Source organism: Pseudarthrobacter sp. fls2-241-R2A-168, assembly GCF_030209335.1.
In the GTDB taxonomy this organism is placed as follows: Bacteria; Actinomycetota; Actinomycetes; order Actinomycetales; family Micrococcaceae; genus Arthrobacter.
Map to the genome: position 1 here is coordinate 57,268 of NZ_JARVSG010000021.1, position 20,028 is coordinate 77,295.

At 62.8% G+C, this 20,028-nt stretch carries 14 protein-coding genes; 7 read left to right on the top strand and 7 right to left on the bottom strand.

All coding sequences use genetic code 11. From position 1 onward, the window contains the following. Positions 1-100: 100 nt before the first annotated feature. On the bottom strand, positions 101-397 hold the full coding sequence (locus QRN11_RS13820) for a hypothetical protein (protein WP_285313226.1): 297 nt from the start codon (positions 395-397) through the stop codon (positions 101-103). 408 nt (positions 398-805) lie between these two features. On the opposite strand from QRN11_RS13820, the gene QRN11_RS13825 reads away from it, so the two are divergent. The 4 genes from QRN11_RS13825 to QRN11_RS13840 all read left to right on the top strand — a co-directional run bounded on the left by QRN11_RS13825 (position 806) and on the right by QRN11_RS13840 (position 9,197). Continuing rightward, positions 806-1,477, top strand: a complete 672-nt coding sequence (locus tag QRN11_RS13825; RefSeq protein WP_285313227.1) for a TetR/AcrR family transcriptional regulator — start codon at positions 806-808, stop codon at positions 1,475-1,477. 571 nt (positions 1,478-2,048) lie between these two features. Continuing rightward, entirely contained in the window at positions 2,049-4,466 is a 2,418-nt protein-coding gene (locus tag QRN11_RS13830; protein ID WP_285313228.1) for a glycoside hydrolase family 3 N-terminal domain-containing protein, read from the top strand. A 102-nt stretch (positions 4,467-4,568) separates the two neighbouring features. Beyond that, positions 4,569-6,734, top strand: coding sequence for a beta-glucosidase family protein (locus QRN11_RS13835; protein WP_285313229.1), 2,166 nt, complete (start codon positions 4,569-4,571; stop codon positions 6,732-6,734). Positions 6,735-6,782: 48 nt separating this feature from the next. Continuing rightward, positions 6,783-9,197: a glycoside hydrolase family 2 TIM barrel-domain containing protein gene (locus QRN11_RS13840; protein WP_285313230.1), complete on the top strand. Its 2,415-nt coding sequence runs from the start codon at positions 6,783-6,785 to the stop codon at positions 9,195-9,197. A gap of 223 nt (positions 9,198-9,420) precedes the next feature. On the opposite strand, the gene QRN11_RS13845 is transcribed toward QRN11_RS13840, so the two are convergent. Both QRN11_RS13845 and QRN11_RS13850 read right to left on the bottom strand, forming a co-directional pair. Next, on the bottom strand, positions 9,421-10,251 hold the full coding sequence (locus QRN11_RS13845; RefSeq protein ID WP_285313231.1) for an SDR family NAD(P)-dependent oxidoreductase: 831 nt from the start codon (positions 10,249-10,251) through the stop codon (positions 9,421-9,423). Between the two features lie 75 nt (positions 10,252-10,326). After that, entirely contained in the window at positions 10,327-11,136 is an 810-nt protein-coding gene (locus tag QRN11_RS13850; RefSeq protein ID WP_285313232.1) for an SDR family NAD(P)-dependent oxidoreductase, read from the bottom strand. Between the two features lie 675 nt (positions 11,137-11,811). Between QRN11_RS13850 and QRN11_RS13855 the strand changes: the two genes are divergently transcribed. After that, positions 11,812-12,834: a Gfo/Idh/MocA family protein gene (locus tag QRN11_RS13855; protein ID WP_285244143.1), complete on the top strand. Its 1,023-nt coding sequence runs from the start codon at positions 11,812-11,814 to the stop codon at positions 12,832-12,834. Between the two features lie 47 nt (positions 12,835-12,881). Further along, positions 12,882-13,655, top strand: coding sequence for an SDR family NAD(P)-dependent oxidoreductase (locus QRN11_RS13860; protein WP_285244144.1), 774 nt, complete (start codon positions 12,882-12,884; stop codon positions 13,653-13,655). A 126-nt stretch (positions 13,656-13,781) separates the two neighbouring features. Here QRN11_RS13860 and QRN11_RS13865 read toward each other — a convergent pair whose 3' ends face one another. The 3 genes from QRN11_RS13865 to xylA all read right to left on the bottom strand — a co-directional run bounded on the left by QRN11_RS13865 (position 13,782) and on the right by xylA (position 17,386). Continuing rightward, complete coding sequence (locus tag QRN11_RS13865; RefSeq protein WP_285313233.1) at positions 13,782-14,699, bottom strand: aldose 1-epimerase family protein; 918 nt, start codon at positions 14,697-14,699, stop codon at positions 13,782-13,784. Further along, positions 14,699-16,117: a xylulokinase gene (xylB, locus tag QRN11_RS13870; protein WP_285313234.1), complete on the bottom strand. Its 1,419-nt coding sequence runs from the start codon at positions 16,115-16,117 to the stop codon at positions 14,699-14,701. The genes QRN11_RS13865 and xylB overlap by 1 nt, the downstream gene beginning before the upstream one ends. Positions 16,118-16,198: 81 nt before the next feature. After that, a complete protein-coding gene (xylA, locus tag QRN11_RS13875) occupies positions 16,199-17,386 on the bottom strand; it encodes a xylose isomerase (RefSeq protein WP_285313235.1) in 1,188 nt (395 codons plus the stop codon). A 131-nt stretch (positions 17,387-17,517) separates the two neighbouring features. On the opposite strand from xylA, the gene QRN11_RS13880 reads away from it, so the two are divergent. Continuing rightward, positions 17,518-18,738 carry an ROK family protein gene (locus QRN11_RS13880; RefSeq protein ID WP_502934844.1) on the top strand — a complete coding sequence of 407 codons (1,221 nt, stop codon included), beginning with the start codon at positions 17,518-17,520 and terminating at the stop codon, positions 18,736-18,738. A gap of 80 nt (positions 18,739-18,818) precedes the next feature. Here the strand turns inward: QRN11_RS13880 and QRN11_RS13885 are convergent, their stop codons facing one another. Next, positions 18,819-19,766, bottom strand: coding sequence for an SGNH/GDSL hydrolase family protein (locus QRN11_RS13885; RefSeq protein WP_285313236.1), 948 nt, complete (start codon positions 19,764-19,766; stop codon positions 18,819-18,821). Positions 19,767-20,028 lie beyond the last annotated feature (262 nt).

Here is a 20,028-nt window from a genome sequence, read left to right on the forward strand (position 1 = left end):
GCCCGTGGCGTGCATGCTCATGTGAAGGCCTTTACGATACCGGGGAGGGAATGGCAGGAAAGCGCGGCGGGTGCAGCATGCGTTCCCTGAGCCGCACCTTTCAACACAGGGCCGGCAGCGCCGGGGCGCAGTTAAAGTCTTCGCGCCCACGAGGGCCGCCTTCCGGGACTGCCCAAAGGCGCAAGTCCTGTTCCAGCACGATCCCGCGCTGGACGTCCCTGGAGAATTGGACGGTGAACGTCCTGTGGTCGTGGCGGGTCACCAGGATCCCCTCCGGGGTGTTCGGGTTTTGCCTGGACAGGAGTTCGGCGACGGCGGAGTCCAACACCTCCTCCAGCTGGCTGCGGCTGTCTATAGTCAGCCGCAGGCGGCCGATTCCATTGCGATGTACTTCCATGTCAACTTTTTCCTTTTAGCGGTTGGGCAAAATGCCAGTAGGGGCACCGCGTTGATAGCAGGACGGCCACGGCGTACTTGCCTGGAACTTGTTATCCCAAGGGCAGGGAGCTCACGGGCGATCAGCATGAGAGAGCGGCGGCTTCCCGGCCCGCGCCAGCGGTGCGGAGGCCACGCTTGGGCATCCGCCATGCCTCAATAATTGGTCTCACATTTCGAGATCTCACGAGCTGGTAAGGTCTCGGGAACTCAGGTAGAGTCTGTGAGACCTCTCTTTTCCGGATTTTTTCCCGGCGTGGTAAAAAAGATATGCGGGGATACCCGTAAGGTCAAGTCCACTGCTCCAGCCCGGCCTTCGCGAGCAGAAGTGGACTAAGGCGAGTGCGGTCGGACGCGAAAAGGAGTGGCTATGACAAGCCTGGAGAGCGTGAAGCCACGCCGGGGCCGGCCGCGGCGGGTTGATCGCGAACGAATCATCGAAGCCGCCAAGGTACTTGACCCAGCAACTCTGACAATGCAGGCCCTCGCTGAGGAGATTGGCGTGGACCGGAAGACTCTGCATTACCACGTTGACAACCGCGACTCGCTGCTGCGGATGGTTGCTGCCGATGCATTCCGTGAGGCAGTTGCGGCCCACGATTTCACTCCCGAGAAGGACTGGAGGAAGGCCATACGCGCATTTGCCCATATCACCAGGGATGCCGTCATGGCTGCCGGTGCATGGGCAAGTTATGTCGGCTACGAAACCGAGGCTGATCTTGAGGCTATCCGACCGGCCGAAGCGGCTGCGGAGGCGCTCGTTGCCGCGGGTCTGGCCGAAGCTGAAGCCGGACGGGTGATAGCGATGCTGGCAGGCCTTGCCTTCACGTCCGCCACGGACCGCTCCATTCCAAAAACCGCTGGCCGGCACCCTCAGGAACCCGTCCTTGAACACCTGCTTGAGAAGGCCCCGCAAGAGGAGTTCACACTTCTCCGCAAGCTGGTTGGAGGCCGGTCAACGGAACTGGGCACCGAAGAGCAGTTTGCTTTCAATCTCGACATTGTGTCTCTTGGCGTGGAGCGCCTGCTCGAACGGCCGTGAGGCGGAGCTTCAGCACGCTTTGCACCATTAGGGTCAACGGCGCACCACTTAGGTACCACCCTCGGGTGACAGGCCGGGAGGGACTGCCACAGCTGCATGCCGGTTGACTGCTGGTTCCACGAGTGACTTTTGTCGACCTCCGCCTTCTCCTGACTGCGCCTGCACTGCGGGGTCTTCAAGGGAAAGTCCCTCCGGTCACCCCATCGTTTATCCCTGGACATGTCGGCCCTTGCGCTGACCCAAGCACTGCTTCTGGCTGCCCGGCCTAACTGCCAGGACAAGCTCCCGCCATGCGATGCCGCGCGCTGACTTTGGCGTGCGACTTGACTCACACTGCTACGCCATCTAGGGTTTTTCCCACCCCGGGAAAAAACGGGCGTCGCGGTGGGAACACCAGCGGCTTGCTTCAACGGTGAAGGACAACCGTGGCGAGGACAGCCTGCAGACCCTCCGGTCTGCACCGCAGACCAGCTTTGTTCCGGCGTCGTCAGGCACACCAGTAAAGCGTTGAGGGACTGACCCCCCTCTTGCCACGTCCGCGGTGTCGCGGGCTGGCGGAATAGGAGACCCAGTGAAAAACCAAGTACTGTCAACCCCTGATGTGGCGGTTCCCGTCGCAGACCAGGTCGAAGAACTCATCTCGCGCATGACCTTGGAGCAGAAAGTCGCCCAGCTCCAGTGCACCATCCCCATCACAGGCCACCTCGACACAGGCTTGGCCAAGTTCCCCCACGGTCTGGGCGCTTCGGGAAGCATCAGCACCGGGGTATCCATCGAGGCCGACGCCGACCACTACGACCAGGTCCAGGACGCCGTGATGGCCAAAACCGACCTGTCAGTGCCGCCGTTGCTCCATGGCGAGGCTGTCTCGGGCTGGACGGGACTTGGAGGGACAGTATTTCCCTCGGCGATCGGGCTGGGGGCCACCTGGAACCCGGACACGGTCGAAGGCATGACCGACATCGTCCGTGAGCAGATGCTCTCCGTTGGGGTGCGCCAGGCGCTGTCCCCCATCATGGACGTCGCCCGGGATCCCCGCTGGGGCCGCGTGGGCGAGACCTACGGCGAGGACCCCACGTTGTGCGCTGCCATGAGCGTTGCCTTCGTGAGGGGCCTGCAGGGACAGAACCTTGCCGACGGCGTGGCCGCCACCGGAAAGCACTTCCTCGGCTTCGGCCTCGGGGAAGGCGGTCTGAACATGACATCCAACCCGATTTCCCCGCGCGAGCTCCGCGAGGTCTACGCAAAGCCGTTTCAGGCTGCCATCACCGAGGCCAACCTCGCAGGCATCATGAATTCCTACGGCACCATCGATGGCGAACTCATTATTGCCTCAAAGCACATCCTCGATGATCTGCTGCGCGAAGAAATGGGCTTCGAAGGCCTGGTCGTTTCCGACTACATGTCCATCAACCTCGCCGTCGACCTGAACGTCGGAGCAGACCCCACCGACGGTGGCATTAAGGCACTCAAAGCCGGACTCGATGTTGAATTGCCCACGCCCTACGGCTTCACTGACGGCTTGGTCGAGGCAGTCAGGCGCGGCGAGCTCGAAGAGCGTTTCATCGACCGCGCGGTGCGCCGCATGCTGACCCTTAAAGCTAAGCTCGGCCTCCTTAAAGACAACGCAGCACGCAAAGAAATGATCGCAGCCGCCTACGAGCCGGAATCCACCAAGGCACACAGCCTGAAGGCGGCGCGCGAATCGATCGTTCTGCTGAAAAATGAAGGGCTTCTTCCGCTGAACAAGGCTACAAAGAAGATCGCCGTTATCGGCCCTCACGCCAACTCTTTGCGCCTGTTCTTCGGCTGCTACACCTACCCGGCTTCAATCGATCTGGCAATGAGCGGGACCATGTCAGAAATGGCGGGAATGCTCGACCTTCCTGAATTGACCGCCTCATATGAACAGCCCCCGCTGGCGCCGCTCTTTGAGGGCAGCGACGTCCGCTCCGAGCCTGCAGCGGTGGAGCAGGCGCTTCAAGGTGCGCTGGGGCACAAGACACCAACTATTGTCGCTTCTATCCAGGACAAGTGCCCCGAAGCCGAAGTGGTGTACGAAAAGGGCTGCGACATCGCCGGCACCAACCGCACGGGTTTCGACGCTGCTGTTGCCGCCGCCAAGGACGCGGACGTTGTCATTCTGACCCTCGGCGGTAAGTACGGCTGGGGCAGTTCCTGCACCTCCGGGGAAGGCATCGACACGGCCAACGTCGGCCTTCCCGGAATCCAGGAAGAACTTGCCCAGCGCATCTTCGAGACCGGCACAGCCGCTGTCATGGTGCACATGGACGCCAAGCCGCTCTCCAGCGTCTACGTCGCCGAACACTTCCCGGCCATCATCGAAAACTGGTTCCCGGGTGAAACCGGAGGCCAGGCACTGGCTGAGGTACTTTTCGGGGACTACAACCCTGCGGGACGTCTGCCCATGACGGCGGTCAGGGACGCCGGCCAGATCCCCCTTTACGCAGCCCACCGCCGCAGCAACAGCTTCAGCAGCGCCGGGACCATGATCATGAACCGGTACGTGGACGGTTCCAAGGTTCCCCTGTTCCACTTCGGGGAGGGAAAGAGCTACACCACCTTTGAGTACTCCAACCTCAACCTGACCCCGACGGTTACAGCCGACGGCGCGGTGCAGCTGTCCTGCGATATCACCAACACGGGGCAGCAGGACGGCGAAGAGGTCGTTCAGGTGTACGTCCGTGACGAGCTGTCCAGCATGGTCCGTCCGGTGCAGGAACTGGCAGGCTTCAACCGGGTGTTCGTCAAAGCCGGGGAAACAAAAACCGTTCACTTTACGATGCGGGCTGACCAGTTCGCGTTCCTTGACGTCGACATGCGCTGGGTTGTTGAAGCCGGCCAGATGACCGTCAACGTCGGGGCTTCCTCAGCTGATATCCGCTTGACGGGATCGTTCGACATCGAGAACTCCGCCGTCATTGATGGAAAAAACCGCGGCTTCTACGCCACAACCACCGTCTCCTGACACCACACTGTGCGGGACACGCGGGCAGGACGCCCGCGTGTCCCGCAATCGTCCGCCCGCCACCACAAGACCGGGGGCAGATAAGAAACCCAAGGACTAAACATGCCAACAACAGCAACACAAACGGAAACATTCAATGAGGCCGTCGCACGCATCCGCAACGGCGGGCACCTGTCGGAAGAGGCCGACCAGCTTCTGGGACAACTGACGCAGGACGAGAAACTATGGCTCCTCGACGGCGACGCCGAGTTCTGGTCCGGCATGGCAGAGATGAGCGCGGGATATAACCGCAGACCCATTGTCATGGGCGAAATCGCCCGGCTCGGAATCCCCGGGCTGCGGTTCAGCGATGGCCCCCGCGGCGTCGTGATGGGCGAGTCCACCGCTTTTCCCGTTTCCATGGCCCGCGGAGCGACTTGGAACCTTGAATTGGAGGAGCAAATCGGCGCAGCCATCGGCCGGGAAATGCGCGCACAGGGCGCCAACTTCTTCGGCGGGGTTTGCATCAACCTTCCCCGCCACCCAGCCTGGGGCCGGGCCCAGGAAACCTATGGTGAAGACCCTTACCTGTTGGGTGAATTCGGCGCCGCCCTCGTCCGGGGTATCCACCCGAACGCGATGGCCATTGCCAAGCACTATGCCCTGAACTCGATGGAGAACGCCCGCTTCAAGGTCGATGTCAAGGCCGATGACGCGACACTGCACGAGGTATTTCTTCCACACTTCCGCCGGGTCGTCGAAGAAGGCGTCGACGGCATCATGACCTCCTACAACTCCGTGAACGGCGAATGGGCCGGCCAAAACGAAACCCTCATGGAGAACATCCTCCGGCGCCAATGGGGCTTCGAAGGCGTGACCCTGTCCGACTTCGTCTTCGGGCTCCGCGACGCCGCGCTGTCGCTGCGGGCCGGCCTGGACGTCGAGGCGCCCATGCGTCAACAACGCGCCCACCGGCTGCCCGCAGACCTGGAATCCGGCCGCGTCACCTGGGACGATGTAGACCGGGCAGCGCGACGCATCCTCCGTACCCAGCTCGCCCATTACGCCGCCAGGAACACCGAGGAACCTGGCCTCGACGTCATCCTCAGCAAGGAACACCGCGCCCTGGCCCGAAAAGTCGCCGCCACATCGATGGTGCTACTAAAGAACGAGCCCGTCGACGGAACACCCCTGCTGCCCCTGAAGGCAGACGAGATTGCGTCCGTGGCCCTGATCGGGCGGCTCACCAACCTGCCCAACACGGGGGACCAAGGATCCTCAAACGTCCGCTCGCCCGAGGTTGTGACTGCCCTGGACGGCATCAGAACTGCGCTCCCGGCAGCCAGCATCCTATCCGTTCTGGACGATGATGCCGACGCAGCCGCAGCAGCTGCAGCCCAAGCTGATATCGCCGTCGTTGTCGTCGGCTACACGGCGCAGGACGAAGGCGAGTTCATCGGTTCGGAAGGCATGTCTGACCCCGCCATCCTCGCCGTGTTCCCCCCCCTGCCCGAGGGTTTAGATCCGGCAGACCTGTCAGGAGCAGCTGGGGCCATGGGCACCGCCGAGGGCGGCGACCGCGCAAGTCTTCGGCTTCGCCCCATCGACGAGGCCATCATCAGGGCGGCGGCACAGGCTAATCCGCGCACCATCGTTGTGGTCGTCACTGCCGGCGCTGTCATCACCGAGGCCTGGCGCTCACAGGTACCCACCCTGCTGATCGGCTGGTACAGCGGCGTCGAGGGAGGACACGCCCTGGCCGACGTACTGACCGGCACAGTGGATGCCAGCGGCCGGCTGCCCTACTCGATCCCCACCACAGAGGAGCACCTGCCGTACTTCGACCGTGATGCCAGCAGCATCACGTATGACCGCTGGTTCGGCCAGCGGCTGCTGGACCGCGACGGGCACCCGGCCGCTTTCCCCCTCGGCTACGGACTCTCCTACACAAGCTTCGCGACCACAGAACTGTCCGTGACTGGTGTATCCGGGGAGTCTTTGGCAGCGTCCGTCCGCGTTACCAACACCGGCAGCCGCGCCGGCCGTCATGTCGTCCAGCTCTACGCCACGACCAAGGCGGAAGATTTCCCCTCAAGGGTTCTGATCGGTTTCACGCCCGTCCACTTGGAACCAGGCCAAACCGCCACCGTCACGCTGGAAGGTTCCCTGCGCCCCCTGCAGCGCTGGGCAGACGGGGGTTTCTCCTGGGCCGCTGCCGAAGCGAACCTGGAAGCCGGCGCCTTCTCCGGCGACCCGAACGCTGCGACTGCTGCCCTTCACCTGCCCTGACCAACCCGTCAACGACCGACGGAACAACGACACGCAAGGAAAACAACGATGCAGAAAACATCCTTTAATCACGGCTGGGGTGTCCGCCGCCAAACCAGCCCTTTCCTCGAGATCATGGGCCAGGCACAGGCGCCGGTTCCTGTCACGCTGCCCCACGACTGGCTGATTTCCCAGCCCCGCTCCGCCGATAACCAGCCGGGGGGCCTCACCGGATACTACGGCGAAGACGTTATCGAATACGTCAAGACCTTCCACGCGCCGGAGGGCTACCGGGACGGGCGGGTCGAGATCCAGTTCGACGGCGTCTACCGTGGGGCGATGATTTTCGTCAACGACGCCTTCGTCGGCCAGCGTCCGTACGGATACATCCCCTTTTCGGTCCGGATCGACCCCTACCTGCGCGACGGCGACAACGAAATCCGGGTGGAGTGCCGCAACCACTTCGACGCCCGCTGGTACTCCGGCCTGGGAATTTACCGGGACACTCACCTGCTCGTCGGCCCGCCCCTGCACGTGGCACGGAACGGCGTCAAAATCCGCACCATCAGCGCCGATGCAGAAACAGCGGTCATTGGGGTCATCACCGAGCTCCAAAACGACTCCAAGGAACTGCACACCGTCAAGGTCGTCACCGAACTCGTGGACAAGACCGGCACGGTCGTCGCGGCCGAATCGGCTTCCCTTGCGGTACGCCCGGCTGAGTCCGCGCGGCTGCGCCAGCAGTTCACCGTAGATGCCCCGCAGCGCTGGAGCGTCGACTCCCCGTCGCTGTACACCTGCCGGACCCGCCTGGAACCCAGCAACAGCGCTGGCGAAACCGTTGAAACCAGCTTCGGTATCAGAACGCTGGAATGGGACGTGCGGCACGGCATGCGCATCAACGGTGAAACAGTGAAACTGCGCGGCGGCTGCATCCACCACGACAATGGCCTGATCGGCGCCGCCACCATCGCCCGCGCGGAAGAACGCCGCGTTGAACTCCTCAAAGAGGCGGGCTACAACGCCATCCGCTCCGCCCACAACCCCATCAGCGCTGCAATGCTCGATGCCTGCGACAGGCTTGGCATGCTGGTCCTCGACGAGTTCACCGACGGCTGGACCTCCTCCGGACTCGGTTTCGGCTACGGCGTAGACATGAATGAATGGTGGCGCCGCGACCTCACAGAAATGCTGGAGCGGGACTACAACCACCCAAGCGTCATCATGTATTCCATCGGCAACGAGGTCTCCGATACCGGCAACACCTGGGGCGCCATCCACGGTCGGGACATGGTCGACTTCATCAAGACCCTCGATGACACCCGCCCCGTCACCAACGCCATCAACCCCATGATGACCGTCCTCCACGACCTCAAAGCCCAGGTTGGCCAGCAGGCCGACGATGCCGGCGGAGTCAACTCCTTCATGCGCGACTTCGGAGAACTGACAAAAGACCTGGTCGCATCCGACCTCGCCACAGAGCGGCTTGAAGAAGCGATGTCCCAGGTGGACATCCCCGGCTACAACTACGCCTACGGCAGGTACGAGCTGGACATGAAACAGCACCCTCAGCGGCTGCTGGTCGGCACGGAAGGCCTGCCCAACAAACTCGATGAAGTATGGGACTACGTCAAACGCCACCCGCAGGTCATCGGAGAATTCAGCTGGACTGCCTGGGAATACATCGGCGAAGCCGGCCTCGGGGCGGACAAGCCCGCCGAAGAAGCCTTCTTCGGGAACTACCCCTGGCGCCTGTCCATGACCGCCGACCACGGCGTCACCGGCCAGCGCCGTACGCTCTCCTACTGGCGTGAAGTGGTCTGGGGGTTGCGGACCACCCCGTACATCGCAGTCCACCGCCCCGACATCACCGATAAGGAAAGCCTCAAAGCCTCCCTCTACACCTGGAGTGACAGCGTCAGCAGCTGGACCTGGGGAGGCTATGAAGGCACCCCGATGACCATCGAGGTGTACTCCGACGCCGAGGAAATCGAACTGCTCCTCAACGGTCAGACCATTGGCCGCGCCCCGGCCGGGGAGACAAACCGGTTCATGGCAGTTTTCCAGGTGGACTATCAGCCCGGTGAGCTCGTCGCTGTCGCCTACCGCAACGGCCAGGAGACAGCCCGCGAAGTTCTGCGGTCCGCTGCGGCCACTACCGGGCTGACAGCAATCCCGGACCGGACCGAAATCCGCGCCGACGAAAACGACCTCGCTTTCGTGACCATCAGTATTGCCGACAATGCCGGCATCATTGATGTTCTGGACAATACGGCCGTGACAGTGACAGTCAGCGGCAACGGGGTCCTCCAGGGTCTTGGCAGTGCCGATCCAAAATCGGAAGACGACTACGCGTCATCGGTCTGCACAACCTTCCTCGGCCAGGCGCTTGCCGTCATCCGCCCGACCGGTCCCGGAGAGATCAAGGTCAGCATCGAGTCTGAAAAATTCGCGACGGTGGAAACAGTCATCAAGGCCATCTAAGCTCCAACGGGCGGCGTTGCCTGGGCCAGGGAAACAGGACCAGGCAGCGCCGCTAGCTTTGACGCCCGGGGGGATCCGGGACCGGATCCCCTGGACTCCGCCACCCACCTGGCAGGACTCGGGTTCTGACCCAAAGCCTCAAACCAAAGGGCCTGGGATCCCGTACGGCAGGATCCCAGGCCCCTTTCACAATCAATATCGTGTATTCCCTGCAGGGTTCTCCTCAGGCGCCCTTGGCGACAAGCTGGTCGTGCGTTTGGGGGTGGTGGCTCAAAAGCCCGCCATCGACAGAAATGACCTGCCCGGTGATGTAGGCGGCGGCGGGGGAGGCAAGGAATGTGACTACCTCGGCCAAGTGCTCCGGTGTGCCCAGATACGGGGTCAGGGTATGCCGGCCCAGAATCTCGAGGGCGTTGTCGGTAATTCCACCCTTGGCTGATGCGCTCAGTGTAAAGCCAGGGCACACGGCATTGCATCGGATTCCCTGCCGGCCGTACTGGGTTGCGGTGTAAATGGTGAGTGCATTGATTGCGGCTTTGCAGGCGCCGTAGGCCACCCGGGTGATGTCACCGCCAAGGGCGGACACGGAGGAAGTGTTGACAATCGCCCCTCCTCCGTTCTGCAGCATGAGCTTCACGGCGTGCTGGGAGGCAAGGGCATAACCCCGGACATTGATGTCGAACATTGCATCCCACACGTCGATCTCCAGATCGATAAGGGTGGTGTCTTTCGCCAGAACGGCGGCGGCATTGTTGTGCAGGATATCGACGGTACCGTAGGCAGAAACCGCACGCTCAAACAAAGCCTTGATACTGCCCGGATCACTGAGGTCCAGACGCTGTGCGATCGCTTCGCCTCCTGCGGCGCCAATCTCTTCCGCCAACGCCTGCGCAGCGTCTTCTTCGAGGTCCGCGACAACCACCTTTGCCCCCCTCCCGGCCATCATGCGCGCGGTGGCTCCACCAATGCCTACCCCAAGCTGCCGCAACGTCGCACCCGTAACGACGGCGACTTTGCCAGCAAGGTCCAAACCGGTGGTTGCTGCTGTATTCATCCAAAGCCCCTTTTGAAGTAGTTATGGACGCGGCGGACCTTTCAGCGGACCCGCCACCGCCCGTTCGAGCCGTTATCAGCCGATCAGTGCCTTGACCCGGTCAGCGACCATGTCAATGGTCCGGGTTGGGGAAAGACGTCCGAGGCGGTCAACACCGCGGGCGTCGGCACCTATGAGCACACGGAACGATTCGGACGCCACCGCGTCGACGATCTGCCGTCCGGCGTCCTGGGGTGACGTAGTTTTCGGTGGTTTCCCATTCGGTAGCGTCAGTTTTGAGGTGTCGAGGGTGACTCCTGAGTTTCCCAGAATGTCCGTTCCGACACCGCCGGGAAAGACGACGGTAACGTTGATGTTGGTATCTCGCAGTTCCGCGTAGAGCGTCTCGGTGAACAACTTCACGGCAGCCTTACTTGCCCCATAGGCGCCTTGGCCCGGGGAGGGAACGAGTCCTCCCATGCTGGAGACGTCGACAAGGCTCGCGGTCGGACGTTCGAGCAACGCGGGGAGGAACGCCTTGACCATGTACACGGTGCCCCAGAAGTTGACGGACATGACCCGTTCAATCTCCTCGATCGAGAGTTCCAGGAGGGGAACAAACCGGTGGATGATCCCGGCGACGTTAATCAGGCCATCTATCTGGTTGTGCTCCTTGAGAATGTCTTCCGGGAGTGTCTGCACGGCTGCTCGGTCCGTGATGTTCAGGGTGTGCAGCGACAGTGCGCCGACGGGTGCGCCGGCACACGAGGCAGTTTCGGTCAAAGCGGACTGATTGAGATCCACAGCCGCGACGCGCGCTCCCCGCCGCAGCAGCTCGAGAACGACTTCGCGCCCGATGCCGTTGCCGCCACCGGTAACCGCGAAAACCTTGTTCTTTAGTTCCATTGATCAAATCCCCTTTGAAGATTCCCGGGCATGTCTCTTCGACCGGGTGGTCGCTTCTGAGTCGCGTAGCGCCCGGTTTCGAGAACGCTGCTAGGGACGATTGTGCTGAGCCTTCCGCAGCCTGGCCGCTGCCGGTTTGGCTGGGAGTTGCCTAGATCGCGCCTACCCTTTTTTAGCAGTGGGTGCAGCGCCAGGAAGGAACGCGGATATTTCCCGGGCTGGGGAAAATTTAGCCGTGCTGACCGTGCAAGTCAACCCCCGACGCAGTGAACCGACGGGGCGCCGCGGAGCCCACGTCACCCGCCGGGGCTGCTGGGCATTGACGAAACCAGGGAGGCGGGTCTACAGTTTTTCCCGCATGGGAAAAACTTGCCGACGATTCCCAGAATGTAATTACCAACTGGGCGTGAGGATCTCAGAGCGACTGGGATGCGCCTGGAGCCAATGCGCCCTTTGACGGCTCCGCCTCCGTGACCGGGACCGGTGTGGGGAACTGGTTCCCAAGGCGGCGTGACATAGCCGCCGGGGCCGGTCGGACACTCTGCGGGTGGACCTCCATCAACGAAGGTCACTCATGTAGGGACCACACCGGCCGAGGCCGACCCGTGTTGCGGATTGTCCGGCATTACTGAAGCGCTAACACCTGCCTCTACTCAAACCCCCAAAGGAGCGGACATGACGACAGAGTCACGGAATGCATCGCAGGACCCGATCCGCGTCGGTGTGCTGGGAGCGGCCACCATCGTGAAGGAGGCACTCCTCCGCCCAAGTTCACGGGTCGACGGGATCCAGGTAACTGCCATAGCGGCGCGGGTCCCGGAACGGGCGGCCCGTTACGCGGCCAAACACCACATTGCCAGGGTGCATTCGTCATATGCGCAACTGTTGGATGATCCGGACATCGATGCCGTATATATCCCTCTTCCCTCTGCTCTGCACGCTCAATGGATCGTAGAAGCCCTAAATGCGGGAAAACATGTGCTCTGCGAGAAGCCGTTTACAAGCAACGCAACAGCTGCGGAGGAAGTGGCATCAGTTGCTGCCACGTCTTCCTTCGTCCTGATGGAGGCTTACCACTCGCACTACCACCCGCTGCGGAAAAGACTGCACGAGATTCTTGAATCAGGCGAGTTGGGGGAAATTTGGGGTGCAAATGCCTACGCCTGTGCCCCCATTCCGCCTGGGCGGGACATACGGTGGAACTTCGCTTTAGGCGGTGGCGGCCTGCTCGACCTCGGCTACTACCCGTTGAGGCTGCTTCGCGACTTGTTTGGCGAGACCGGCGAGGTACAGGCCACTGCAAGGACGCGGGGAGCCATCGACGCCCGGCTGGAAGCGCAGCTGACCCATGTCGGGGGAGTCACGTCAACGTTGATGTCCTCGATCTGGTCCAAGACCCTGCTGGCCTCGCGACTCGAAGTTCAAGGCTCCAAGGGCCGCATGCGTGTCGGCACCCCCACCCACCCGCAATTGGGCGGAAAAATCCGTATAGAAGGTATTTGCGGCTCACGTACGGAACGTCCGGACCGGCGTTCCACATACGACTACCAGTTGGAAGCCTTTAGAGATGCAATACGGGGCGGGGCGGTCCAGACGGGCGCCCGCGAAGCTGTTGCCCAGCTGCGGGCAATCGACGCCCTTTACGAGGCAGCGGGACTTCCAGTAAGACCGTCCAGCCCTGTCAGGGCACTCAAGTAGCCCCCATGGCTGCCCGAAGCACCCTTAGCCCACAGCAGGAGGCCACCGTGGACACGCCAGCTGATCGCGCAAAGCCATGCGGCAAGGGACAGTTTGCAGGCAAGACCATCATCGTCACTGGCGCTGCAGCGGGGACTGGTCAGGCAACCGCACTGCATATAGCCAGCCAGGGGGGACGCGTCATAGCCGTGGATATCAACGAGGAACGTCTCGACTACCTGGTGGCACAGAATCCCGGCCTGGACCTGGTGCCCGTCCCGGGCGATGTAGCCAGCACTGAAACCGTCACTGCGGCCGTTGCTAGTGCCGGGCAGGTGGACGGGCTGGCGAACATCGCCGGTGCTGTCGATAACTTCGCCCCCATTCACGCCATCGACGATGAGCTGTGGGAACGCGTCTTTCATGTGAACGTCACAGCTCCGATGCATCTCACCCGTGCAGTTCTGCCGATGATGCTCGCTCGTGGCCGGGGGTCCGTCGTAAACCTCGCTTCCGAGGCAGGATCGATCGAATCCGCGGCGGGGGCTGCCTACACCGCCTCGAAATACGCTGTGCTCGGGTTGACTAAGAACTCGGCCTTGGCTTTTGGCGCCCGGGGCTTGCGCTTCAACGCAGTAGTGCCCAGACCTTCCCTCCCAGGGGATTCAAAGTGGCGGTCACCTGGCCTTCTGGAAGGACTTGGCGCATCAAGGACGGCCACTCCGTCGCTGGCTCCAACCGCCGTGCAGGTTGCCGAGTGCATCAGCTTCCTGCTCAGCGACGAAAGCTGTGAGGTGAATGGAGCCCTCGTCCACACCGATGGCGCCTGGAGAACGATATAAATGAGGCGCTGGTGCGCGGAAACCACCGGCCCCGGACGAGGTAGGCCCGGGGCCGCTGGAATGCCTGGTCGGCACCAAAACGCGGCGTACCGCGCAGCCGGGGGCTGAGGAGCATTACTCGCTCAGTCATAGGGCGAAAATACTGCAGCTGAGCCGATGTTCCTCCCCAGCCAAGAGGCGGATGAGGTCCTTACCGCTGTTGAAGGCATCCGGAGGGCAGCTCATTGGTTCCACAGCGAGACCCAACCTGGTGGGCAGGGGTGGCGTGCGGTCGGCCGTGTGCAATTGAAGCCAAGGGCAGCTGCGGTCCCAGGACATTCCTACCCCAACACCGGTAGGGTCCCAGAGCGTCAGCCCGGCCCGGCCGGAATCGTCGAAGGCAAGTCCTGTAAACGCGTGGTCCATGGCCGTCGAACCGATGGGCCGGGGATCCCTATAATCAAAGGCATGGCCGTGCACGTCGCGCTCCCCGGTCGGAAGTAACCGGTCTGCGGTAACGGCGAGGAACCGCTCGGCACCGAACTGAAGGATCCACTGGTCCAAGGGAGACGGGCCGGCCACCAGGTATGGGTGGGGACATGCGCCGTAGGGAGCTGCCGATGTACCCGTGTTCCTGGCGGCCAGCGTGATGCTCAGGCCCTCCGGTTTCAGCCGGTACTCGGCAGTCAACTGCAGGCTGAACGGATATCCCTTAGAGGCTGAAACAGTCGTCTCGAGGATCACCGTCGTGTCCTCGTGGAGCACCGGCTCCCAACCCTTGTCGAACACCAGGCCATGCAGTGCATTGCCGCGGGCCAGCTCGTTGCGCGGCAGCTCCAGGGCGCTGCCCTCAAAGGTGTAGCGCCCGTCCGCGATGCGGTTTGGCCAGGGCGCTGCGATGATGCCCCTGTAGTCCGGAGTGGGATGTCCCGTGCGCGACGGAAGGACCAAATCCCTTTCACCGAACTGCAAGTTCAGCAGGATAGCTCCTGTTGCACTGACGGTGGCAGTGTAGCTGCCGGACCTGATCGCGTACTCGCTCACCGGTGCGCCCAACGCATCCATCAGGCGTAAAGGCCTGCATAGCTGCGGTACCTGGAGAGCACCTGCGCAGTGTCTGCAGCCGCGGGACGTTCCACGGCATTCAGTGGCCAGTCAGGAAAGCTCCCCGTCAGGGCGGCGGCAGCCTGGCGGGCGGCCCCGTCCGCGACGTATTCGCCGGGTTGGGGGACGGTGATGTCGATACCCAGGAGTTGAACTGCCACGTCCTGAACAGCAGGTGACTGGGCGCCACCGCCTACCAGGATGATTCTTCGAGCCTTGACGCCCTGGGCCTGCAGGGCGGCCAATCCGTCCGCGAGTGAGCACACGACTCCTTCGACGGCGGCACGGGCCAGGTTCTCGGGGGTGTAATTGGCTCGGGTGATGCCATGCAAGGAGCCTGTCGCGTCCGGCAGGTTTGGGGTGCGTTCGCCGTCGAAGTAGGGGACTAGGGTCAAACCGCCTGAACCGGAGGCCGCAGAGAGCGCCAGGGTATTAAATTCCTGCAGGGTGACCCCCAAAAGCGCCGCGGTGGCGTCGAAAACCCGGGTGGCATTCAAAGTGCATACGAGGGGGAGGTAATGGCCGGTTGCGTCGGCAAATCCGGCCACCAGACCGGAGGGGTCGGCGGATGGTGCTTCGGAGACCGCGAAGACCGTGCCGGAGGTCCCCAGTGACATGACGACGTCCCCCAGCCGGGCGCCGGCTCCCATGGCGGCGGCGGCGTTGTCTCCAGCTCCTGCAGCGAGGAGGACCCCGTCCGGGGTCTTTCCCGCCGCTTCAAGGGGACCAAGTACTCGCGGCAAGACGGGCAGGTGGCCGACCGAACCCGAGATGACTGCAGGAAGATACTGACCGGCAGCAGTCGAATAGTAGCCGGTGCCTGACGCATCGGAACGGTCTGTCACGAGGGCCTGAAGACCTTCGGCACCGGAACCCGGACCGTAACCAGCCAGCCTCCACGTCAGCCAGTCGTGCGGCAAACACACAGCGGCAACTTTCGCAGCATTCTCCGGTTCGTTCTGGGTCAGCCAGTGCAGTTTGGTGAGGGTGAGGGATGCGACGGGGACTGTTCCGGTGGCACCGGCCCAGTATCCCGCTCCGGCAATCGGGTCACCTCCACCGGCGGCCTTAATCAGTTCCGATGCGGCTCCAGCGCTGCGGGTGTCATTCCACAGCAGCGCGGGCCGGACCACGGCACCATCGGCGTCGAGGCAGACCATGCCGTGCTGTTGCCCGGCGACGGAGACGGCGGCGACGTCGTCGAGGCCGCCCGCCTGCGCGATGGCCTCCTGGAGGGCAGTCCACCAGTGGTCCGGGTGGACTTCGGTGCCTTCGGGGTGGGTGGCGCGGCCCTGGCGGACGAGTTCTCCGGTGTCCGCGTCGCGGATGACTACTTTGCAGGACTGGGTGGAGCTGTCGACTCCGGCTACGAGCGGCATGGCTGTTCTTTTCTTTGTGCAGGAATGGAAACGCTGCGGGGCCTGGATTATCTCCAAGGCCCCGCAGCGGGTACTAAGTGGCTAGTGGGCGCCCAGGAGGTGCTCGATGGCCAGCTGGTTGAGCCGGACGAACGCGAAGGAGCGTTCGGCGGCCTTGTCGGCGTCGAAGTCCTCAAACGCTGCGGCGTCTGCGATCAGGTCCGCGGTGCTTTCACCAGCGGCGAGGGTGGACTCGCCGAGTTCGAAGACGCCTGAGGTCTTGAGGGCTTCCTGTACCTGCGGGTCTGCGCGGAAGGCCAGGGCACGCTCCTTGAGCAGGAGGTACATGGCCATGTTGGCCTTGGCGGACTCCCACACGCCGTCGTAGCCGTCGGTGCGGGAGGGCTTGTAGTCGAAGTGCCGCGGGCCGTCGTACTTGGGGCCGCCGTTCGGGAAGCCGTTCTCCAGCAGGTCGACGGTGAAGAAGGCGCTGGTGAGGTCGCCGTGGCCGAAGACCAGGTCCTGGTCGTACTTAATGCCGCGCTGGCCGTTGAGGTCGATGTGGAAGAGCTTGCCCGCCCACAGGGCCTGGGCGATGCCGTGGGTGAAGTTCAGCCCTGCCATCTGCTCGTGGCCGGTTTCGGGGTTCAGGCCCACGATGTCGCCGTGTTCGAGCTGGGCGATGAAGGCCAGGCCGTGGCCGACGGTGGGCAGGAAGATGTCGCCGCGGGGTTCATTTGGCTTGGGCTCCAGGGCGATGCGGAGGTTGTAGCCCTTGTCCTTGATGTAGCCGGCGGCGGTGTCCACGCCTTCCTTCATGCGGTCCAGCGCCGCGGAGAGATCCTTGGAGCCGTCGTATTCGCTGCCTTCGCGGCCGCCCCACATGACGAACGTTTCGGCACCGAGTTCGGCGGCGAGGTCGATGTTGCGCAGGACCTTGGACAGGGCGAAGCGGCGGATCGAGCGGTCGTTGGAGGTGAAGCCGCCGTCCTTGAAGACAGGGTGGCTGAACAGGTTGGTGGTCACCATGGGAACCTTTAGGCCGGTCTCGGCGAGGGCTGCACGGAAGTTCTTCAGGATCAGCTCCCGCTCCGAGGCGGAGGCGCCGAACGGAACCAGGTCATTGTCATGGAAGGTGATGCCATATGCGCCCAGCTCAGCCAGCCGGTGCACCGCCTCCACGGGATCCAGGGCGGCCCGGGTAGCGACACCAAACGGGTCAGCACCCGTCCAACCCACGGTCCAGAGGCCGAAAGTGAACTTATCCGCGGGGGTGGGGGAGAGAGTCATGATGCGTCCTTGCAGTAAAGGGGCTGCTGCGGCAGCCAAATAGTTTATGCTCTGAACTATAAGGATGACCCCGGTGCGGGTCAACATCAGTCCGGGCAAAGCCCCCGTGACGTGAAGGAGTAGATGTGGTGATGACGGCCGTGCCTCCCTACATCCAAGGTGTCACCGGGGCTGGACATATGGAGGCTGTACGGAGGGGGAACTTGGCGCTGGTGCTGGGCAGAATCGCTGAAACCTCACCTGCCGGTCGTCGCAGCCGGGCTCAGATTTCCGCACTGACCGGGCTGACAAAGGCGTCGGTATCAAGCCTTGTGCTCGACCTCATCTCGAGCGGCCTGGTCACTGAGGTGGGGCTGAATCAACAGTCGAGGGGCCGACCGGGAGTGGAGCTGGAGTTGAACCCCAACAAAGCGGTCCTCGGCGCGGAAATCAACGTTGACTACCTTGCCGTTGGTGTGGTTAGTCTGGCCGGGACCCTGCTCATGCACGAGGTTCGGGAGCGCGACAACCGCTCCGATGGGGTGGAACGAGTGATGGCCGCCCTGAGTCAGCAGTGTGCTGTGACAGCCGTGGCGGCGGAGAAGAAGGGCATCGATGTTCTTGGGGGTGGCCTTGCGGTGCCGGGACTGATCGATGCTGCCGGCCAGGTTGTGGTGAGCGCCCCTAACTTGGGCTGGAAAAATGCCAGGCCGGATCTACGCGTACTGCTTCCGGGCTCTCCGCTGGGTGTAGTCCTTTGCAACGAGGCCAACGCCGCAGCCTTGGCCGAAATGGACCATCAATCCGACACCGATTTCATGTTTGTTTCAGGTGAGGTGGGTGTCGGCGGCGGGCTCGTTGTCGGCCGTGAACTTTTCACTGGCGCTGATGGTCATGCGGGGGAGGTGGGCCACGTCGTGGTTGATCCTTACGGTTCTGACTGCTTGTGCGGTGGGAGGGGCTGCCTGGAAACGGTGGCCGGCCAGGACGCGATCGCCGACGCCGCCGGGCTCACAGGACATCCAGCCCGAAGCAGCCGCTCACTAACGTTGTCCGTGCTGCTCGGGTTGTTGAAGGAAGGCGACGCACGGGCCCTGTCGGCGGTTGAGCGCGCAGGTTTCTGTCTTGGCTTGGCCCTGGCGTCCTCGGCGCGGATCGTACCTTTTACGTTGGTGGTCCTTGGCGGGCACCTTGCCGTTCTTGATCCGTGGCTGAGAATTTCGCTTATGGATAGCCTCCAGAGGTATTCCGCGGGAAGATTCCCTTCCGGAAACGTGCTGGTATCGGCTTTGGGGAGTACAGGGGCTTTGTTGGGTGCGGCGGGCCTCGCGCTTAGGTCAGTGCTGGAGGCACCGCATACACTGCGACGGTGATCCCCAGGCCTTCTTTCGTGTAAATGATCAAGACGGTGACGCCTGATTTTCGTGGCGCCACCGTCTTTGGAGTGATTCGGTCAGGAGCTGGCGCCGGGGTGCGTCAGCTGTTCCACCAGGGCTTTCGCTACTGCTGCATGGCCGGCTTCGTTCGGGTGCATCATGACAAAACCGCGGGAAAAGTCATACCCAGTGACCCACGGATCAGCTGAGCAGGCATCGTGTCCCTGGCTGTCCTTGGACGCGGTGACGAGTTCGGCTCCCGTTTGCTGGGCGGCGTGCTTGGTGGCAAGGCTCATCCCGCGGGCAACGTCAAGAAGAAACTTCTGACGCTGCTGCGGGATGGGAACCGATGCACAGGGCTTGCCATTGTCCGGGAGGACTGACAGGTAATCAACCAGGACCACCCGCGCGTGTGGAGCCTTCTCCTGGACAGCGTTCACGGTCGCTGCTAAGGCATCCTTGATGCCGGCGAGGCGGGCCTGCACGACCGAGTCCGGCACAGGAGTGCACAACCCGTACAGCTTCAGCTGGTTGCTGATCACGCTCAGCGGGTTTGCCGCAAGGTCTCCTCGACAGGCTTCGGCCATGAGGTTGCCGACATAGTTGACGTCATTGCCGCCAATGGTGATGGTTACCAGATCCGTGTCCGCGGTGACGGCGTTGATCTGCAGCTCGCCGGTCTGGCTGGAGCCATCCCAGCTCCAGATCTGCTGGGGCGTCGTCGCGATGTTGGGGATCGAGGCGCCGCCGCATGTCGCGTTCGTCAGATTCAAATGAAGCTGACTGGCCACAAGGTATGGATAGGCAATGGTGGTCCGCCCGCATCGGCCGCCGGAGTCCGCTGGATCCGCGGGTCCGAGACCACCTCCGGCGGCGTAGGAGCTGCCAAGGGCAACGTAGTGGGCACCAGGCCCGGGTGCAGGAAGAGGCGCGGCGCTGGCGGGCAGAGCTGTGCAAAACGCTGTAAGGGCGGTGACGGCGCAAGCTGCCGCCACCTTGCGGACAGCACCGAGGCATGCGGGCATAGATCAATCTCCTTGGGGGTTTTGCCGGGCTCCAGTCGCTACTTCGCGATCCAGATTGTTCCCGGGTGGGAAAAATTTAGCTTTCGCTTGCGGCTTCGTCAAGAGCCGGCGGCCCGGTGGCCATGGGAGTCGAACCCAACGCCCGCTGGCGCGGGCAGAACTTCATTCGAGGAAGCATTTAAACATTTATTGGTCGGGCTATTGCCATTTTTCCCGGTGCGGGAATATTGTTTTGCGAATGCTTCCGCGGGTGGATGCCCGC

Coding starts and splice junctions, on each gene's coding strand:
- QRN11_RS13855 (WP_285244143.1), top strand. CDS start 11,812: ATGACGACAGAGTCACGGAATGCATCGCAGGACCCGATCCGCGTCGGT.
- QRN11_RS13885 (WP_285313236.1), bottom strand. CDS start 19,766: ATGCCCGCATGCCTCGGTGCTGTCCGCAAGGTGGCGGCAGCTTGCGCC.
- QRN11_RS13865 (WP_285313233.1), bottom strand. CDS start 14,699: ATGGATGCGTTGGGCGCACCGGTGAGCGAGTACGCGATCAGGTCCGGC.
- QRN11_RS13825 (WP_285313227.1), top strand. CDS start 806: ATGACAAGCCTGGAGAGCGTGAAGCCACGCCGGGGCCGGCCGCGGCGG.
- xylB (WP_285313234.1), bottom strand. CDS start 16,117: ATGCCGCTCGTAGCCGGAGTCGACAGCTCCACCCAGTCCTGCAAAGTA.
- QRN11_RS13850 (WP_285313232.1), bottom strand. CDS start 11,136: ATGGAACTAAAGAACAAGGTTTTCGCGGTTACCGGTGGCGGCAACGGC.
- xylA (WP_285313235.1), bottom strand. CDS start 17,386: ATGACTCTCTCCCCCACCCCCGCGGATAAGTTCACTTTCGGCCTCTGG.
- QRN11_RS13840 (WP_285313230.1), top strand. CDS start 6,783: ATGCAGAAAACATCCTTTAATCACGGCTGGGGTGTCCGCCGCCAAACC.
- QRN11_RS13845 (WP_285313231.1), bottom strand. CDS start 10,251: ATGAATACAGCAGCAACCACCGGTTTGGACCTTGCTGGCAAAGTCGCC.
- QRN11_RS13835 (WP_285313229.1), top strand. CDS start 4,569: ATGCCAACAACAGCAACACAAACGGAAACATTCAATGAGGCCGTCGCA.
- QRN11_RS13820 (WP_285313226.1), bottom strand. CDS start 397: ATGGAAGTACATCGCAATGGAATCGGCCGCCTGCGGCTGACTATAGAC.
- QRN11_RS13880 (WP_502934844.1), top strand. CDS start 17,518: ATGACGGCCGTGCCTCCCTACATCCAAGGTGTCACCGGGGCTGGACAT.